This window comes from Achromobacter sp., assembly GCF_057314935.1.
In genome coordinates this window covers 48,203-66,583 of record NZ_DBHKZA010000026.1, presented here as the reverse complement: position 1 = coordinate 66,583, position 18,381 = coordinate 48,203, and the positions used below count along the sequence as shown (strand labels likewise).

15 protein-coding genes are annotated in these 18,381 nt (G+C 58.6%); 2 read left to right on the top strand and 13 right to left on the bottom strand.

Going from position 1 to position 18,381, the window contains the following annotated elements; all coding sequences use genetic code 11:
- Positions 1-162: 162 nt before the first annotated feature.
- From ACO6D5_RS12160 to ACO6D5_RS12100, 13 genes are all read right to left on the bottom strand, one after another.
- Complete coding sequence (locus ACO6D5_RS12160) at positions 163-3,681, bottom strand: HAD family hydrolase (RefSeq protein ID WP_485825523.1); 3,519 nt, start codon at positions 3,679-3,681, stop codon at positions 163-165.
- Between the two features lie 94 nt (positions 3,682-3,775).
- Positions 3,776-4,435 carry an ABC transporter ATP-binding protein gene (locus ACO6D5_RS12155; protein ID WP_485825522.1) on the bottom strand — a complete coding sequence of 220 codons (660 nt, stop codon included), beginning with the start codon at positions 4,433-4,435 and terminating at the stop codon, positions 3,776-3,778.
- A complete protein-coding gene (locus ACO6D5_RS12150) occupies positions 4,432-5,178 on the bottom strand; it encodes an ABC transporter permease (protein WP_485825521.1) in 747 nt (248 codons plus the stop codon). Before ACO6D5_RS12150 ends, ACO6D5_RS12155 begins: the two co-directional genes overlap by 4 nt.
- A gap of 48 nt (positions 5,179-5,226) precedes the next feature.
- Positions 5,227-6,216, bottom strand: a complete 990-nt coding sequence (locus ACO6D5_RS12145) for a polysaccharide biosynthesis/export family protein (RefSeq protein WP_315846986.1) — start codon at positions 6,214-6,216, stop codon at positions 5,227-5,229.
- 130 nt (positions 6,217-6,346) lie between these two features.
- Entirely contained in the window at positions 6,347-7,453 is a 1,107-nt protein-coding gene (locus tag ACO6D5_RS12140) for an ABC transporter permease (protein WP_315846985.1), read from the bottom strand.
- Positions 7,454-7,711: 258 nt separating this feature from the next.
- Entirely contained in the window at positions 7,712-9,310 is a 1,599-nt protein-coding gene (locus ACO6D5_RS12135; protein WP_485825520.1) for an LTA synthase family protein, read from the bottom strand.
- Complete coding sequence (locus ACO6D5_RS12130) at positions 9,303-10,097, bottom strand: SDR family NAD(P)-dependent oxidoreductase (protein WP_485825519.1); 795 nt, start codon at positions 10,095-10,097, stop codon at positions 9,303-9,305. The genes ACO6D5_RS12135 and ACO6D5_RS12130 overlap by 8 nt, the downstream gene beginning before the upstream one ends.
- Positions 10,094-11,107, bottom strand: a complete 1,014-nt coding sequence (locus tag ACO6D5_RS12125; RefSeq protein WP_485825518.1) for a phytanoyl-CoA dioxygenase family protein — start codon at positions 11,105-11,107, stop codon at positions 10,094-10,096. Before ACO6D5_RS12125 ends, ACO6D5_RS12130 begins: the two co-directional genes overlap by 4 nt.
- A 189-nt stretch (positions 11,108-11,296) precedes the next feature.
- Positions 11,297-11,797: a Dps family protein gene (locus ACO6D5_RS12120; protein ID WP_315132093.1), complete on the bottom strand. Its 501-nt coding sequence runs from the start codon at positions 11,795-11,797 to the stop codon at positions 11,297-11,299.
- 150 nt (positions 11,798-11,947) lie between these two features.
- Positions 11,948-12,898 (bottom strand): LysR substrate-binding domain-containing protein, encoded by a 951-nt coding sequence (locus ACO6D5_RS12115; protein WP_315846982.1) that lies wholly within the window; start codon positions 12,896-12,898, stop codon positions 11,948-11,950.
- Between the two features lie 82 nt (positions 12,899-12,980).
- A complete protein-coding gene (gene recG, locus ACO6D5_RS12110; RefSeq protein WP_485825517.1) occupies positions 12,981-15,071 on the bottom strand; it encodes an ATP-dependent DNA helicase RecG in 2,091 nt (696 codons plus the stop codon).
- 39 nt (positions 15,072-15,110) lie between these two features.
- Positions 15,111-15,497, bottom strand: coding sequence for a Rid family detoxifying hydrolase (locus ACO6D5_RS12105; RefSeq protein WP_315846980.1), 387 nt, complete (start codon positions 15,495-15,497; stop codon positions 15,111-15,113).
- 108 nt (positions 15,498-15,605) lie between these two features.
- On the bottom strand, positions 15,606-16,520 hold the full coding sequence (locus tag ACO6D5_RS12100; RefSeq protein ID WP_485825516.1) for a LysR family transcriptional regulator: 915 nt from the start codon (positions 16,518-16,520) through the stop codon (positions 15,606-15,608).
- A 97-nt stretch (positions 16,521-16,617) separates the two neighbouring features.
- Between ACO6D5_RS12100 and ACO6D5_RS12095 the strand changes: the two genes are divergently transcribed.
- On the top strand, positions 16,618-17,976 hold the full coding sequence (locus ACO6D5_RS12095; RefSeq protein WP_485825515.1) for an acyclic terpene utilization AtuA family protein: 1,359 nt from the start codon (positions 16,618-16,620) through the stop codon (positions 17,974-17,976).
- On the top strand, positions 17,973-18,362 hold the full coding sequence (locus ACO6D5_RS12090; protein ID WP_485825514.1) for an AtuA-related protein: 390 nt from the start codon (positions 17,973-17,975) through the stop codon (positions 18,360-18,362). Before ACO6D5_RS12095 ends, ACO6D5_RS12090 begins: the two co-directional genes overlap by 4 nt.
- Positions 18,363-18,381 lie beyond the last annotated feature (19 nt).

Genomic DNA, 18,381 nt, shown 5'->3' with positions numbered 1-18,381 from the left:
TTAATTCGGCACTTGATGGCGGCATTAACTGCGGATGAAGTCCCGACACCATTAAATGCTCTCTGCAGCGATATGGCATTTATATGCTCTATAAGGATACGCCCGACGCTATCCTTTCGATAAAGTTCTGGCCGTGTCAGCATTTTTTATGAAGCTGTTTTTCTATCCGACATCTCGGATGCTTTTCAAATATATCCCGCCAATAACTTTCCGGGTGAACGGGTTCTTCGAATCATAGAAGAACAAACCCGGATCCCTCAAGAGCTTTCTCCTCTTCCGGTCGTCCAGCGTTTTCATCAAATACCAGTGGACGACTCGGCCCGATAACCCAAATCTCAGGGCTTCGACTTCTGGAGCCCCACCGAGCACGGATATTTTCTTGTCGCTGCGGCCCTGTCCGACCTCAGAAATATTGAGGGGCGGTTCTGCAGACTGAATTTTCGCAGGTAACTTTTTTTCTTCTGGCCCTGTCTCTGCGCGCACCATCGCTTCTCGACCGCGGACCCAGACACATTCATCCCGTAGCTTGTCCGGCGTCGGCAAAATCGTCTTCATCGCCTTTCCGCCGTAGGCATCTTCAAAAACTACCCCGGATAAGATCCGTGCATCTCGAGGATGCGGATTCTCAAAGAAACGATCCAGCACCCGCAGCGTCTTGTTCGGCTCAATATCCATTGAAACGAACCACTTCCCGAACGCCTTCGAGGCGTTGGACACAAGTTCCAAAGCTCCTTCGTGAATGTGGCGCACAACCCGCTCACGCGTCTGTTCCTGGGGACCTTGGGGCATGTGTACCGGCTGAAGGCTTCCGTTCCAATGCCTAGCCATTCGCACAAAGGATGTGTCAGGCGAACTAAAGAGAGTCTCGTACAATGGGACGTGTTTGCAGAAAGGATGATACGTGTCGTGTCTATCGACAAAGTCCGCCAAGTATCCCTTCGATGCCAGTCCGTTGCCAGTCAAACGCTTCTGCGCGGCGCGGAAGGTTATCAAATAATAGCCGCCGACACTCTTTTTCTCGCCGGATAATTTGTAAAGTGACTCCTGCATGGTACCGGCATAGCCAATATCGACCACAGCCACCTGGCCCGCGGCAAAAATGCCGGACTCCTCCAGATACTGCAGATAATTGGTGCGCTCATCCTTTGCCGCTGCCAGGATAATAGGCATCGCGTCTAAAAAGAACTTTCTCAACACAGGAAGATGACTCTTCGTCAGCGCAGTGGCCCAAGTGAGACCATGGGCCTCAAAGATCGACTCGTCAATCTCACCGTAATTGATTCCGAAACGATGTGTGAGCAAATGGCCAAGCGACGTACGATGGGCGAAATCGACGTTTAAGAGATCCATCACGTCGGCCGCTTCCTTCAGTTTCGCGACATTCACTGACCGTCTCGAGCAAAGCAGATACTGTGAACTTGGAGCAGATGGATAACCCTTGCTAATAATATCGTATGCTTCCTTCATAATCTTGCCATCGCGGGCAAGAAAATACAGACGCTCCACACCATCCCTGATGGCAGACTCGACCAGGAATTTTACGTATCCGAGCAGCAAGGGGCCGAAACCGTAATACCCAAGTTTGATCGGATCACCGCCGAACAGCGTCCCCTTCCTATGCGGAAGATAGGGATTGTTGCTGTATGCGTTTCCAATAACCGCGAGCAGCATGGACCAGCTCAAGTCATGACGATCCGCATCTCGGCTCCAAGGAATCGAAAAAGCATCATTCGTGCTGAAAATCTCGCTTGCCTTTGGCAAGTGAAACGGCTTGATTCCTCTATCCTTGGCCTTCTGCACATCCGCCGCGACGTTGTCCCCCACATGCAGTAGTGTTGCAGGTTGGATACCAAGGTCTTTCAGCACCACGTCAAAGAGTCTACCGCTGTGCTTCTTTTCGCCATACGTAGACGAGACGTACAGCTTGTCGTAGCCTTCATAACCGGTTTTCTTCAAGACTTCCTCAAGGAAGGCATGCGGCAGATACATGTCGGAAATCAACAATATCCGCTTCCCCAAGCTTCTTGCTTCTTGGTAAGCCAAAAAGCCTGACATTCGGGGATAGAGGAAATCCAACTCCATTTGCATCTCCAGCGTCTTGATGGCTTCCGAGATCTCCGGAGTCAGGCCAAGATGATCGCCCAGTTCAGCATAAATCTCGTTAATGGAGATTTCACCGCGCCCCGCCTCCACTGCGCGCTTGAAGGCCGCACGCTCAGCATGCTGACGCTCCTCCCGGAATGAAATGGCGGTGCTTCCTGTGATGCGCGCCACCTCATCGGCCATGAAGTCGAACAGATCCGCCGGATGGCGGAATGGCCGATAGAGCAGCGTGTCGAATATGTCGAACGAAACCGTGTCATATCGGTGAATCTGCGCTGCCAGTTCCTGGCAGTGCAAATTCGATGATTCCTTCTGCATATTGTGCGCGAACTTGAGTTCACGCAGAAGGTTGCTCTCGCGGCGTTTGGCCGTCAATTCGTCGCCGAGTAATATATCTGTCCACGGCAAGAACGTCTTTTCTTGATGTACATGTCGGAGCCAAGCCGAGTAATTTGGACCTGCAAGAAACTCCATCGTCGGGTGCTGCTGCTTTATCAAGCCGACGATCCTCTCATCTCGCGCGAACTCGCTTTTGGTGTGAGCCTGCGCATCAAGCTCAGCCACAGAACCCGCCGTATTGAAAGGCGTCAAATGGCTTTGGCCCAAGGAATACAACGGCTTCTTCCAGAAAGCCGCCTGAAAACCCACCGAGGAGGAGACGGTGACAACCCCATCGACTTCGGGCACCAGAAATTGTGACACCCATGGCATCGAGTCCATTTCCTTGAAATATAGGAAATTGGGGTACCGCGACCTGAGCAGTCTCAAATTGCCATCGTTCAGGACGCTACTCATGGCGTCTTTTGAGCGATAGTTGGTGACCAGTAGCCCGCAATCCTTAGGAATGGACTCGAGGACTGATACGACGAAATCAAACTGCGTCTTACCCTCGCCAAGAACGCCGTCAATCATGAAATAGCCATCGATCTGCAACGGTAGCAGCAGGATGCGGCCAAATCTCCGACGAGCCGATCTAACCAGGTTCCTGGCCGGCGAGACTGCCGCGATAAAGCTGCTTTCCTTGCAACGCAACGCCTCCATAGCGTCGAGCTCCGCTCGGAGGGATTCGTCGTTGCTTGCGAGAGTTGGCGCATCAGGCACCATCATCCCTGTACCCATGGACACCAGCGACGCGAATGGAGGCCGTGAAAAGAATCCGGGCATCTGGTAGAGCACGCTGGCGTTCGGAAATACCGATTCCAGATAAGGCGTGGGGCTCTCCCACACCACCACGACATCCGGCTCAAAGCCATCAGGCAGTGCTGCCCTGATAATTCGGGTCAAGCGGTCTACTTCGCCATCCCTGAACTCTCGGCGCTGATGCCGCAGGGAGCGAGCTAAGCTGTTCTCCCCACCCGTCCAGTTGAGGCAATCAATAACAGCAAGCGCAGGAATAGACCGATTCAGCCCATCTTCAATTGATTTCTCTGCGACGCAGTCGCTCGTCAGTACAACGACATTGTCGCCAGCGGCATGTAGTGATTTCACCTGAGGGACAATTGAATTCCTAAGAGTCGCAAATCTGAATAAAGGATTATTCATTTCAATTGCAGGCTCAAGGAAAAACAGAACGTTCATTTTATATTCCATCACGCAAAATTCGGCAGATATACGTCTGACGAACTATTGAAAACCGCCTCGACGCTTCATCTCAGCGCCAGAGATCCTGTGCCTACCCGCGTTGATACGCAGCTATACCCTCTTCAACGTCCTCATATGGGATAGCTTGTCCATCCTTCAAATAAATGACGTAGTCACACATGGTTCGCACTTGCCCCATTCCATGGGTCACCAGAATTAGATTGGAAACCCCGACTCTGTCTCTGAGCGCTTTCGCTGCTTTGTCCCTGAAGTGCGCATCACCGACCGAAATGGCTTCATCCACAAGGTAATAGTCAAAGTCAAAGACGAGACTTAAGCCGAACGCAACACGTCCTCTCATTCCGGACGAATAGGTCTTCACGGGCATATCAAAATAGTCGCCGATATCAGAGAACGCCTCGACCTCGCGAACCATGTCTCTCATCCGCTCTGGACTGGCTCCCTGGACTCGACACACAAACTTGACGTTCTCGCGTCCAGTCAGCGACCCCTGGAACCCGCCAGACAACCCGACAGGCCAGGAAATTGTCTTTTCAGAGATTATCTTTCCGCTATCTGGTGCGTCTTGTCCACAGAGCATTCGCATCAGCGTCGACTTGCCTGCCCCATTGCGACCGATAAGGGCGACATTCCGGCCGGAGGGAATCACACAAGAGAAGTCGCGGAATATGAAACGGCGCCCACTCTTCGGGCTGACAAACGACTTGGTTATGTTCCTTATTTCTATCATATTGAAATCAATTCGCGGCGTTGGCTTCTGTACAGGGCCAAGGCCAAAAACAGCAAGATGAGAGAAATCGATAGAGGATACTGAAAGCTAATTCCCGCCGTTATTGGATAGTGCGAAATTCCAGCTTCCCGCAACCCATCAACGATGTGGAAGAAAGGATTAAATTTTAAGAGCTTGAATATATCAGGCGGCAACACCCAGATGGGATATAGAATTCCGCTCAATATATAAACCACCATGAACGACATTCTGATGAATATCTTTGAATTCGGAAAGTGCTTCACGACTACACAAAGCACAATACCAAGAGCAAAGGCGAGAATTACCCCAACAACCAACCAAGCGAACCATTGCATAGGCTTGGCAATTTGCACGTGATATCCAAAAAACCATCCAAGCACCGCCAACATCAAAATAAACACGCAGCTGGATATTGCGCACTCAACGATCAGTCTAGCCACAAACGTGTCAAACGGCTTGATATTTGGATAAGCAAAAAGCCCTTGATTGGCGCCCACCGACTCCATGACACCAAGCGCGATATTTCGAATAAGAAAGAATGGGATCATGCCCATCAGGAGGTAGATAGGATAATCCATCCCTAACAGCGTCCCCCCACGGAATGCGCTAAAGATATATATCATCAATGCCACTTGGGCCGCAGGTTCAAACAGGACCCAAAACACGCCCATTCTGCGGTCACCTAGCCTTGTCCGCATTTCTCGTAAGATCAATGCGAACAAGACGGCCTGATTAATTCGGAGAGCAGATCGCTTCTTCACTATTCGACGTCACAGTGTTTCGACAGTCCGGCCCAATACGAGCACCTGGACGATCGGAGAAATAATCTTTTGCCATTCATACACGGCAGCATTAGTAACATAGACGGCATCTTCAGGCTGCACAAGGAATTGGCGAGCTAGGAACATGGCTGCCGGCTCCTTCAAATTCAACCTGAATACCTCCGCCTTGGGCTGCACCTTTCCGGTATCCGGGTCTTTGACATCGACCAACCGGAACACAAACACCCCCGCAGCGTCAGCCTTGACCTCGTTCAGCCCTTTGACTGTGCCGAGAACCTCTAGAAGACTGGGGTTGTTCGAGGGAAGATCGTGCAGCCCCGGATCTCCGACTGCTCCCATCGCTACAAAGCGTTTACGCGCACGCTCGAGAACGACTTCAGCACCTGGGGGCAAAATCTGGTTTTTGCCCGACAACAGATCCTCGTAATTGAACTGGTAGGACTTTTCTCCCGTGCGCACCACCACACGAATCAAGTGCGGCTCCAAAAGCGGACCGCCTGCCCGGTTGATTGCATCAAGCAACGTCAAGGGGCCTTGCAATGCAGAGAATCGACCAGGCGTCTTCACAGCACCAACAACCAAGACAGACCCCGAAAGGTCGCCAGTCAGTGCAACCTGCACCTGGGGATCGCTCGTGACGCCCTTGAGCTTTTTACGGATCAACGCCTCAACTTCATTGGGCGTCTTGCCTGCCACCTGCTCGCGTCCCACATAGGGTAGCGAGATAGTTCCCTTACTATCGATCCGCAGACTGTCAAAGACAGTTCCCCCCACAGCCAACGGGGCAAACACGGCTCCTTCTGCCGAGGAGTCCGCTATCATGACTCGGAGTACATCGCCCGCGACCAGACGGATCTCAGGTACGGTGGGCAATGCAACCGCTGTACTAAGCTCCGGTTCTGGCAACCGCATATACGGCGCAATCGTGTCTGCAGTGAGATCGACAACCGTATAGTTTTGCGAGTGGTCGTCGTTCATTACTGAGAATCGTGACGGCCCCGCTGAGGACAGCAAACTTCCGCAGCCACTCAATACCAAGGGCAAGCTCAGAATTGTCGTGCGAAGAATGCTGCGAGTATTGTTAATTATCATTTTCATAACCGAAAATTTAGTCGCGATGGTCTTCGACTGTGGCTATCACGAACCGGACAATGCCGTATAGCAGCACCAAAGCTAGAAGCAAGGTAATGAGGTTGTAAATTCTTTCTGGATATACTGCTCTGTCCGGGAGATTTGGAGACACCACCGTCACCAGACTGCGCAGCTTTTTGCTCGCTTCGATCCGAGCCGACTCCACGGAACTTACGGCAAACTTATATGCTTCCTCGGCAATTGCGGCATCGATCGTCAAATTCCGATATCGGGAAGCCACAACGTTCAACTTATCCCCGCCCTTTTGGGATACCAGCCGTTGAATCTCAGAAGCCAGTTGTTGTTCAAGCGCGTTAATCCGATTACGTTGTTGGCGAATTTGCGGAGTATCAGCATTCAATGTGCTGGACAGTCCCTTAAGCGTAGTCCGCTCTTTGGTTAGATTGGCTTCCAGCTCCGCAATAATCTCGGCACGGGCTTTCGCGGTCGCTTCGGCGTCGAGAAGATTATTCGTGCTTTGGAATTTCAACATGTCTTCGCGACGGTCTTCATAGACCGTCCGCGCTTTGGCAAGCTCGCTTTGCGCAAATGCCATCTGTTCGCGCGCCATACGGTGCGACAACTCGTTAACGAAGCGCTCGCTCTCGCCCAGCATGATTTTCAGCACTTCTTCGGCGAACCGGGGATCGAACGCCTGAACGCTCACGCTCAAGAGGCCTGTCTGCTCGTCGAAATGCGCGGAAACGATGCGTCTGTAGTACTCAAGCAGATCTTCGCGCTGGGCATTGTTGGACAGCCAGTAGAACGGATCCTGCCACCTGCCCGCGTAGTGCGTGGACCAATCCAATTTCTGCTGCAACACATTCAGCATATCCTGGGAAGTCAAAAACTCGCGGAGATATAAGGTCTCTTCCCGAGAAGTCGGATTAAGTCCGCTCAACATGACCGCGAGCCCGGGCATTTGCGGAGTCTCGTTATTGCCTACCTGACGAACTGCTACTTGTGCCGTACTAACGTATCTATCTAGCGCAAATATGCTGTAGTACACCAAGGCCAGGATCATCGGTATGCCGACAAGCCAGATGATCAAGCGTTTCGACTTCATTTTTTGTAAATTTGTCATCTAATATTTTCAATTCAGACAAAACAATGCACAAATTATGCTTGTTTTGCCGCTTTTCGCTCATTTCTGTCGACTTATCGGCCAAGCGCCGAGATTGTACTTGCAAATCAATGGAAACCTGCTACATAACGAACCGGGAAGTTGATAAAATCCTGCATTTTATTTCTTTATGTATCTATAGTTGTGAAATGTACGTTCAATATGTCACAGGGGTGCCAATAGTGTCTCCACATTAGTGGCAGACATGTCGAGGCACTATCAGTACATTTGCAGACCAGCGGACTTCAGAAACGTAGCGGCCAGCGTTTCCACTGCTTTGTCCTTCGAAGATGTGGCGCGATGGCTATCGGAGTGCCACACCAGATAGTCTGTTTTGCCATCTAGTTCGCCTAGTCGCCGGTAAACGCTTGGCATGATCGGTACGTGATCACCGAATATGCACAGGAATGCTGGGCGCTCTGCCCCGGTCAGCGCCTGCCTCAACGCCCCGAACATGGCGTCCGCATTGCGCAGATGCCTGGCGTACGCAACCAAATCCTCACATCCCTCCGGCATTGGCGCCCTCAAGACCGCTAAGGCGTCCTGATCAGCGACAGCCTCCCAATGCAGAGGTCCGTGATTCTCCATCGTGATCACATGCACATACAGAGGCGCCGTGGTCGCAGCTTGGCCTATCAGCTGAATCACCTTTTCACCCAAGGCGATGTCACTCACGTACGAGCCATTGCGCAGTGCGCCATCGAACGCCTCGATACCGATGAATTCGTCAAAGCCCAAGTGCGGAAGGACTTTGTCGCGCCGATAGAACGTCCGATGATAGGGATGCACGCAAATTGTGCGGTAGCCCAAGGAACGGAGATAAGAAGCAATGGTCGCGACGCCTTCAACCGCCAACCTGCGGTAGGGGTTGAATTTATGGATGCCCAAGGCTTCGGCGCCCATTCCCGAGAGAAATGCGAACTCCGTTCGCACCGTGTTGGCGCCCCACGCCACCACCTTCAAACGTCCATGCTCGACCGCCTCGGCCTTCAGAGCGTCAAAATTCGCCAGTACATCTTGCTGCAGTAGCTCCGGATAGGCCCTTCTTGCATCAAAGAACGATTCGCTCTGGACAACAACCATATTGGGCAACACGTCTGGCAACGCTTCGGGGCGTTTGGCCCTGGAGAATGGCGCTGTACCATCCTGGAGTTTCGGCGCCTGCTTCTCGCTTCGGCCATAGGCCCATAGAAACGCGACCATTCCCAGACGGCGCAGATCAGCGCCCGCATCAAAGGCGACGCGAATGCGTCGACCAGCCAAGATCGCCATTGCCAGACCGGCCGCCGCCAACCCGAATGTGTGACCAAAGAAAAGCGCAGACGGCGCCGTCGGGTCAAACATATGTTCCTGCGGCAGTTCTGCGAATGAAACCAGCCAAACCCCCGCGCCCGCGGTCACAGAATCCTCTAGCAATAGCCCAGCTACAAGCGCCACACCATACCCGCCCCCAGCGGCAACCGCACGACCGACACCAAAAAACGGCAGGTACAACCTCGGATGCCTGATCGCGTCCAGAAAGTACTCAAAATCTGGATAGACGAATGGCTCCCGCAGCGCGTGGAATTTCGCGTTATTGACCAACACGAGTAAAAGCTGAAGGGCCAGCACATTCAGCCCGCCGAAATATGGCCGGCGAAACAATGCCAACTCCAAGGCGAACGCCAGCGTCCACACCCCCACTTGCACGGCAAACGCAGCCGCAGGACGTCGCCACGGCGGCGTTGGCCGAGGCGTCAGTAACGCCTCGATACCCAGAGACAGCACGAGGCCAATCAAATACGGAGGCAGCAGCGGAATCCAAAACGCCTCAATCACCGTAGCCCAGCCTCTTCAAGATCCACCCCGACACTGCGGGATGAATCACAGACAATAGGAAGCACCCCAGATTCAGCGGGAACGGGAAGCTGATGCGCGCCCGATTGGCCGCCAGGCCGCGGCGGATAACACGTGCGGCTTTTTCGGACTTCCACAGAAAGGGTTTGGGGCCAGGCATAGCCGCACACATTTGCGACTCGACGTAACCCGGCATCACCACGTTGAATTTGATTCCCTGGTCAGCCATGGCATCGCGCATGGCCTCGCCGTAAACCTTCACAGCCGCCTTGCTGGCGCTGTAGCTCGGGGTTTCAGGTAGTCCACGCCACGCGGCCAACGAACTGATCAACGCGATCTGCCCATACCCGCGCTTGCGCATCCCTGGCAATACTCCTTCCACCGTCGCAAAGACGGCCTTGATGTTGACGTCGAGCAGCCGTTGCACGTCTTGCCAATCTTCGCCCTGATGCTGCGGCCCAGTGTTGATGTTGACACCCGCATTGGCGATAACGAGTTCTGGCATTTCCAGATCGCTCACGGCAGTCAACCAGCCGACGAGCGCGTCATGCTCGCGAACATCAAGTTCTTGTGTAACGACCCGCGCGCCGAACGCCCTGCATGCCTGGTCCAACTCATGAAGACGCGCCGAGTTGCGGCCCTGCAGAATCAATGTCTTTGTCCCTGCTGCCGCATACTCCAGCGCCAGCGCGCCGCCGATGCCGCCCGTCGCGCCGGTAATGAGCACGCAGCGCGGCAAACCGGGCAGCATGCTTTTAGTGCTATTCATGGTTCTGCCTTATTCTTCCGGACACGCCGCCACGGGTTGCGCCGTAGACCAAGGGCTTCTCCCAAGTCCCGAACGCGCCAATACAGGGGCACGACTCTACCCTTCAAGCCTGGCATTCCCTGGATATCCCACCCTGTCCAAGGCAAAAAGGGATTTCGACGGCCGTAGCCCCAGATTTCGATTCGTGTAGCGGGATGCTCGCTTGGGCCACGGGCGTGGAAGCCCGAGGTATCGGCGACCACCAGCGTGTTTCGCTTGACCGAAAATGTGCGCGGCTCCGCATAGCCCATCCGCCGTACTTCCTTTGGTGAGACCCGAAGCGAACCGCGGGCACTTAGGCGGTCGAGTGATTTCGCGTGCGTGGATTCCCGGCGCAACCAGGCCAGACGCCGGCGATTGATACGGTGTGACCCTGGCACATAGACGAACGCGCCATCGCCCTGCTCCACATCGGTCAGAAACAACCACGCCTTCACTGTTGGATGAAACGTGTCCGAATGCAGCTGCACCTGAGGATCGCAAGAGGTCTTGCGCACTCGGGTCAGAATGGTCTGCAAGTAGTTCATAGGATGGCACTGGAACGAACTGGCATAGCTGAGCAACCCCAGCCACTGTTCGCCTCCAAGGACCGATCGGGTTGCCGGCATGCGCCTAAGCGTGTCCGCGTCCAGAGAGACGCGACGAGTGATCGTGTCACCCTGCATCATCTCCCTGCTGTCGCCATTTAGGTTGAAGAGCTCCTGAGCAACAGCTTCGAATACAGTTGGGGCTAAAAAATCCTGCTTGAGGATAAACCCGTCGCGATCAAAATCCGCGCGATCTTGGTTGCTTATCCTGGACGCCAGGCGCCCACGGCGAAACGCCGCCAGGCGATGGGCCAGCTTCACGCGGGCGACGTGCAGCCCCTTCTTATTGAGGAATGCACTGCCAATGATGGGATTGTCTTTGAACGACTTGGCCTCGGTCGCAAGCGCCAGCAACCAGATCGGCGCGCACAGCCAACGCAGCATTTGCGCGGCGTATGTTGAGAGGGTCGCAGAAGGTTTTGTCTGTGGCGTGGTTTTTGACACGGTGCATAACGGACAAGGCCGCCCTGAGGCGGCCATTGTCCGATTTCACAATGATCCGATCGCGTCCCCCCGATGGGGACGACCGGGCATTGTAAGCCAACGCCAGGACCGCGCTGGCTAGATGTGTTGTTACTGCAGCAGGCTGCGCAGCATCCAAGCGTTCTTTTCGTGCACGTCCAGGCGCTGCGTCAGCAGGTCGGCGGTGGGCTGGTCATTGGCGGCATCCGCCTTCTCAAACGCCGAGCGGGCGGTCTTGGCGACGGATTCGTTGGCGCTGACCAAAAGTCGGACCATTTCCAGCGCTTCCGGCACCGACTCGGGCTCGGCAATGGACGACAGCTTGGAGTATTCGCGGTAGGTGCCCGGCGCGTAGTGACCCAGGGCGCGGATGCGTTCGGCGATGCTGTCCAGCGCGTTCCACTCTTCCGTGTACTGCGTCATGAACATCAGGTGCAGCGTATTGAACATGGGCCCCGTGACGTTCCAGTGGAAGTTGTGCGTCATCAGGTACAGCGTGTACGAGTCGGCCAGCAGCTTGGACAATTCACCGGCGACGGCGGCGCGGTCCTTGTCCGAAATGCCGATGTTGATGCGCGGAACGCTCGGGGTCTTCTTGGTGGACTTGGCCATTGCTAGCTCCTATAGGATAAGTACGAATTAAGGATACCACTGCAAACACTACGGATTGACGCGAGACAAGCATCAAGCAAGGGGTTGCGCGACGACTGTTTGACGCGGCTCAAAAGGCCTTTACGTCGTGCCAATCCAGCCCTTGAAACATCAGTCCTGGATCGCGGCCGCCTCGTCGGTCAGCATCTTCACGCCAGGCAGCTCGCACTCATAGACGGCCTGCGCCAAGGCCTCGATGGCGGCCAGGCGGGGAAAGCTGCGGCGCCAGGCCAGCACGACGCGGCGCTCCGGCACGTGGCCGTCGAACGGCAGGTAGGTCAGCAGGCTGTTGCTTGGCGGGTGCTCGGGCACGGCCGTAATCGGCAGCACGGTGACGCCGATGCCGGCCGCGACCATATGGCGGATGGTTTCCAGCGATGAACCTTCGAAGGTGCGCTGGATGCCGTCGCTGGCCGCCGAGAATCGGGACAGTTCGGGACAGACTTCCAGCACCTGGTCGCGGAAACAATGCCCGCTGCCCAACAGCAGCATGGTCTGCTGCTTCAAGTCTTGGGCGTCGATGGACTTGCGCTGGGCCAGTTCGTGGTCGTTGGGTACCGCCACGATGAAGGGTTCATCGTAGAGCGGTTGCATGACGAGGCCGGCTTCGGGCAGCGGCAGCGCCATGATGGCGCAATCGATCTCGCCCTGGCGCAGCAGTTCCACCAGACGTACGGTGAAGTTTTCCTGCAGCAGGAGCGGCATCTGCGGCGTGCGGCCGATCTGCACGGGCACCAGTTTGGGCAGCAGGTACGGGCCGATGGTGTGGATGACGCCGACGCGCAAGGGGCCGGCCAGCGGGTCGTGCCCCTGCCGCGCGATCTCTTTGATGCTGGCGCTTTCTTCAAGCACTTTCTGGGCCTGCGCGACGATGCGCTGGCCGATCGGCGTCACGCCGACCTCGGCGCCGCCGCGTTCGAACAGCGTCACGCCCAGTTCGTCTTCCAGCTTGCGTATCGCGACGGACAGCGTCGGTTGGCTGACGAAACAGGCCTCGGCCGCCCGGCCGAAATGCCGTTCGCGCGCGACGGCGACGATGTACTTGAGTTCGGTGAGAGTCATGGTGGACTACGCCCCCGGGGGTTGCGCGCAGGCCTTGCGGCCGGCGCTTGAAAGATTCAGATTAATGATGGCCTGCATGGCGTCACGTCCGCAGGAAGTCTTCGCGGCCACGCATCCAGCGCGCCAGATGCGCTTCGACGGCATCGGGATGCTCGGCGCGCAGCCATACCGCGGCATCGCGCGCGTCTTCGGCGATGGCGGCATCGGTTTCCAGGTCGGCAAAGCGCAGCAGCGCCATGCCCGACTGGCGCGTGCCCAGGAATTCGCCCGGGCCGCGTTGCTCCAGGTCGCGCCGGGCGATTTCAAAGCCGTCCGACGTCTCGAACATGGCCCGCAGGCGTTCGCGCGCGATCTGGGACAAGGGCGTTTGGTACAGCAGCACGCAAACGGACTCGGCGGTGCCCCGCCCTACCCGCCCGCGCAGCTGATGCAGCTGGGCCAGGCCGAAGCGTTCCGCGTGTTCGATGACCATCAGCGACGCGTTGGGCACGTCGACGCCGACTTCGATGACGGTGGTAGCCACCAGCAGGTCCACGTCGCCTTCGCGGAAGGCCTGCATGACGGCCGCTTTTTCAGCCTGGGGCAATCGGCCGTGCACGAGCCCGATGCGCAGGTCCGGCAGGTCGACGCGCATGCCTTCATAGGTATCGACGGCCGTTTGCAGTTCCAGCGCCTCGCTTTCCTCGACCAGCGGACAGACCCAATACGCCTGCTGGCCGCCACGCGCGGCTTGCGCGACATGCGCGATGACTTCTTCGCGCCGCGCGTCGGAAACCAGCTTGGTCAGCACGGGAGTGCGGCCGGGCGGCAGTTCGTCGATGACGGACACGTCCAGGTCGGCGAAGAACGTCATGGCAAGCGTCCGGGGGATGGGCGTGGCGCTCATGTTCAGCTGATGCGGCACGAAGCGCCCGCGCACGGTCTCGCCCTTTTTCGTCAGCGCCAGGCGCTGCCCGACGCCGAAGCGATGCTGCTCGTCAACGATCGAGAGGCCCAGACGATGGAACTCCACGTGATCCTGGATCAGCGCCTGCGTACCGACGACCAGTTGCACGCTGCCGTCGGCCGCGGCGGCGGCGGCCTCGCGGCGGGCTTTGGCGGTGAGGCTGCCGCTTAGCCAGGCGACATTCACGCCTAGCGGCTGCAACCACGACACCAGCTTCTGGAAGTGCTGCTCCGCCAGGATTTCAGTGGGCGCCATCAAGGCCACCTGTGCGCCGCTGGCTATCGCTTGCGCCGCCGCGATGGCGGCGACGACGGTCTTGCCGCTGCCCACGTCACCTTGCAGCAAGCGGTGCATGGGATAGGGCTTGGCCAGATCCGCCGAGATTTCCTGCACCACGCGTTCCTGCGCGCCGGTCAGTTTGAACGGCAGCTTGGCGTAGAGCTTGTCGACCAGGCCCCCCGGCTCGTTGCGCACCGGCAGCGATTCGGCTTCTTTCACGCGGCGCGCCGCGCGGGCGGCTGCCAGCGACAACTGCTGGGCCAGCAACTCATCGAATTTGATCCGGCGCCAGGCGGGATGCACGCGGTCCAGCAACGCCTGCTCGGACTCGCCTTGAGCGGGCGTATGCAACGCGCGAATGGAGGGTTCGAAGGGCGGCAGGTCATAGCGCTGGCGCGCTTCGTCCGGCAAGGTATCGGACAAATCAGCGCGGTCCAGCGCTTGCGCGATGGCGCGACGCAGCGTCAGCTGCGGCAGGCCTTCTGTGGTCGGATAGACAGGGGTCAGCGCCGTGGGCAATGGGGCATCCGCATTGGTCATGCGGGGGTGCACCATCTGGCGGCCGAACATATTGGTACGGACTTCGCCGCGGGCGCGCAGACGCTTGCCCACGGTGATCTGCTTTTGTTGGCTGGGATAGAAGTTCAGCCAACGCAATTGAAGTTCGCCGGTTTCATCCGCCAGGGTGGCGGTGAGTTGGCGCCGAGGCCGGTAAAGCACCTCGGATTTGGTGATCTCGCCCTCGACCTGGCCGGAAAACCCAGGGCGCAGGGAACTTATCGGGATGACTCGGGTTTCGTCCTCGTAACGCAACGGCAGGTGCAGCACGAAGTCCTCGGGCAGCACCAAACCCAGGTTACGGAGCTTGCGCTCTGTATCCGTCAACGGTTTCCCGGCGCCTTTGTTATCGGCGCCGGGTCGCTTGGAAGCCACTGCCGCGGCCGGCATGAAGGAACGAACCCCTGGGATCGAAAGTCCGGGTGTGCCTTACAGGACGAGGATGGCTTCGACTTCGAACTGCGCACCCTTGGGCAGGCTGGCCACGCCGATGGTCGAACGCGCCGGGAACGGCTGCGGAATGATTTCGGCCATGATGGAATTGGCGGCGGTGAACTTGCCCAGGTCCGTCAGGAACAGGGTGAGCTTGACGACGTTGTCCAGCGTGCCGCCGGCGGCGGTGATCACGGCTTGCATGTTGGCGAAAGCCTGGCGCACTTGCGCGTCGAAGTTTTCGGAAACCAGATCGCCGGTGCCCGGCTCCAGGCCGATCTGGCCCGAGAGATAGACAGTCTTGGTGCCGGTAACGGCAACCGCTTGCGAGTAAGGGCCAACGGCGGCGGGCGCGGCGTCGGTATGGATGATTTGCTTGCTCATGGGCGGAATCCTTCAGGTGACGGATAGAAGCTACAACTATCGGAGTTTAAACAGCAATAGACTTTTGCGAAAGTGGCCGGATGACGCAGGGATGTCCCTTTTCGCGTCCTATGAGTCTGCCTGATGGCCCGCGCCGCCGATATCGCCCCGATGCGCGATCAGCAGTTCGTATAGCGCCTGGGCCGCGACGGAGAGGCTGCGGCCTTTGCGCTGCACCAGATACAGCGGCCGCGTCAGCACGCGCCCGGCCAGCGGCACCACGCGCAGGTCATCGCTGCGGAAATGAAAGAGCGTCATGGCGGGCACGACCGACACGCCCAGGCCGGCCCGCACCAGCCCGGTCACGGTCGCCAGGTGTTCGACTTCGAACACGGGCAGCGGCGCATCGGCGCCCAGCGCCTCGTCCAGATGTTTGCGCACACTGCTGCCGCGCGCAAGTTGAATGACGGGATGGCGCACGATGTCGCGCAGGCGGACCCGGCTCTGCGCCGCCAGGGGATGGTCAGCGCGGCACACCAGGAAATAGCGGTCGGCGTGCAGGAATTCGCTGTCCAGGTCCGTCATGTCCGGCCGGCGGGACGCCACGGCAAAGTCGACCTGGCCGCTTTGCACCATGTCCAGGCAGGGATCCAGCAGCGCATCGCGCAGGTCCAGCACGATGCCCGGATGCGCCTGGCTGAAGCGCGCCAGCAGACCTGGCAGCCAGCCGGCGGCCAACGAAGGCAGCGCGGCCAGCGCGACGCGACCGCGGCGGCGGGCGGCATGGTCGCGCAGGTCTTCCATCACCAGATCCATGTCGGCCAGCAGGCGGCGCGCCGACGCGTCCAGCACCCTGCCCTCGGCCGTCAATTCCACGTGCCGCGTGTTGCGGTCGAAGAGCCGCAAGCCGGCGGCCTCTTCCAGAGACCGGACCAATGCGCTGAAAGCCGGCTGGGTCAGGTGGCAGCGCTGGGCGGCGCGCGTGAAGTGCCGCTCGTCGGCCAGCGCCACGAAGGCGCGCAGTTGCCGGGCAGATAGATTCATGGGTTTTTTCTATCAATTCATCCGATCTTTCTATTTTACTGATGAACCTCGTCTGCCTATAGTGACCTGCACCGCCCCAAGGCCGACTGGACCCTTTATGTCTCACTCTCCCCTGCTTATCGGCTGCGCCTCCGGGTTCTCCGGCGACCGCAGCGACGGCGCCGCCGCCGTGGTGCGTACGCTGGCCGCCCAGGGCGGCGGCACGCTGATTTTCGAAACGTTGGCCGAACGCACGCTGGCGTTGGCCCAACTGGCCCGCAACGAAGACCCCAGCCGCGGCTACGAGCCCCTGCTGGACGAACTGGTATCGCCGGTGCTGGCGGATTGCCTGCGCCATGGCATCAACATCGTCAGCAATTTCGGCGCCGCCAACCCGGCCGCCGCAGCCCGGCGCATTGCCGCGATCGCGCGCGAGCAGGGGCTGCCGGCGCCGCGGATCGCCGTGGTGCACGGCGACGCCTTGAATGCGCCGGATCAGCGCGCCTTGTTGCAGGAACGCCTGGGCGCGGCGCTGGAAGGACAAGAAGTGGTCAGCGCGACGGCCTATCTGGGCGCGACGGAAATCGCGCAGGCGCTCGCCGCCGGCGCCCAGATTGTGGTTGCGGGCCGCGTGGCGGATCCCTCGCTGACCTTGGGTCCGGCAATGGCGCACTTTGGCTGGGACGCCGCGGACTGGCCCCGCCTGGGCCGAGCCACCATGGCGGGCCACATGCTGGAATGCGGATTGCAGGTCACGGGCGGCTATTTCTGCGTGCCCGGCCTGAAAGAGGTGCCCGACGTGCACGCGGCGGGCTTTCCCATCGCCGAAATCCATGCCGACGGCGAATTCGTTATCGGCAAGGCAGCCGATACCGGCGGCGCGGTGGACGCGCGCACCGTCAAAGAGCAATTGCTGTACGAAGTCCATGACCCCGCCCGCTATCTGACGCCCGACGTCGTGGCCGACCTGAGCCAGGCCCGTGTGGTCGAGTTGGGCGGCAACCGCGTCGCCGTGCATGGCATCACCGGCCACGCGCGCCCACCCGAACTGAAGGTCAACGTGTGCTATCGCGGCGGCTGGCTGGCCGAAGCCGAGATCTCGTACGCGGGCGTGCAGGCTGAAGCCCGCGCCCGCCTTGCCGCGGACATCGTGCAGAAGCGGCTGGGCGCCGCCTTCAGGCTGCGCGCCGATCTGATCGGCGCGATCAGCATCCTGGGCGACGACGCCGGGGAAATGCGCCGCGCGCTGCCCGACGGTTTGGCGCGCGACGTGCGCCTGCGGATCGCGGGCGAACATACCGACCGCGCGCAGGCTGAACGCATCCTGCGCGAAGTGACCGCGCTGTACACCTGCGGCCCCGCTGGCGGCGGCGGCGTCCGCACCGCGTTGCGGCCGCGCCTGAACATGGTGTCCTGCACCATTGCCCGCGAAGCCGTGCACAGCGGCTGGAACTTCCTGGAGGACATCGCCCCATGACCCGCAACCCCGACACGCTGCCCGTGCCGTTATACCGCCTGGGCCACAGCCGATCCGGCGATAAAGGCGACATCTCCAACCTGAGCCTGATCGCGTGGGACCCGGAGTGCTACGCGGTGCTGGCGGCGCAAGTCACCGAGGCGCGCGTTGCCGCCTGGTTTGCCTACCGGCACCCTGCCCGCGTCACCCGCTACCTGCTGCCCACCCTGCATGCCATGAATTTCGTGCTGGAAGGCGTGCTGGACGGCGGCGTGAACGACGCGCTGAACCTGGACACGCACGGCAAGAGCCTGTCTTTCCGATTGCTGGACTTGACGGTGGAGGTCAGCGCCGACCTGGCCGGCCGCCTGCCAGACATACCCGGCGACCGTCCCGCGGCCGCCTGATCACTGCCATTACCCCCTA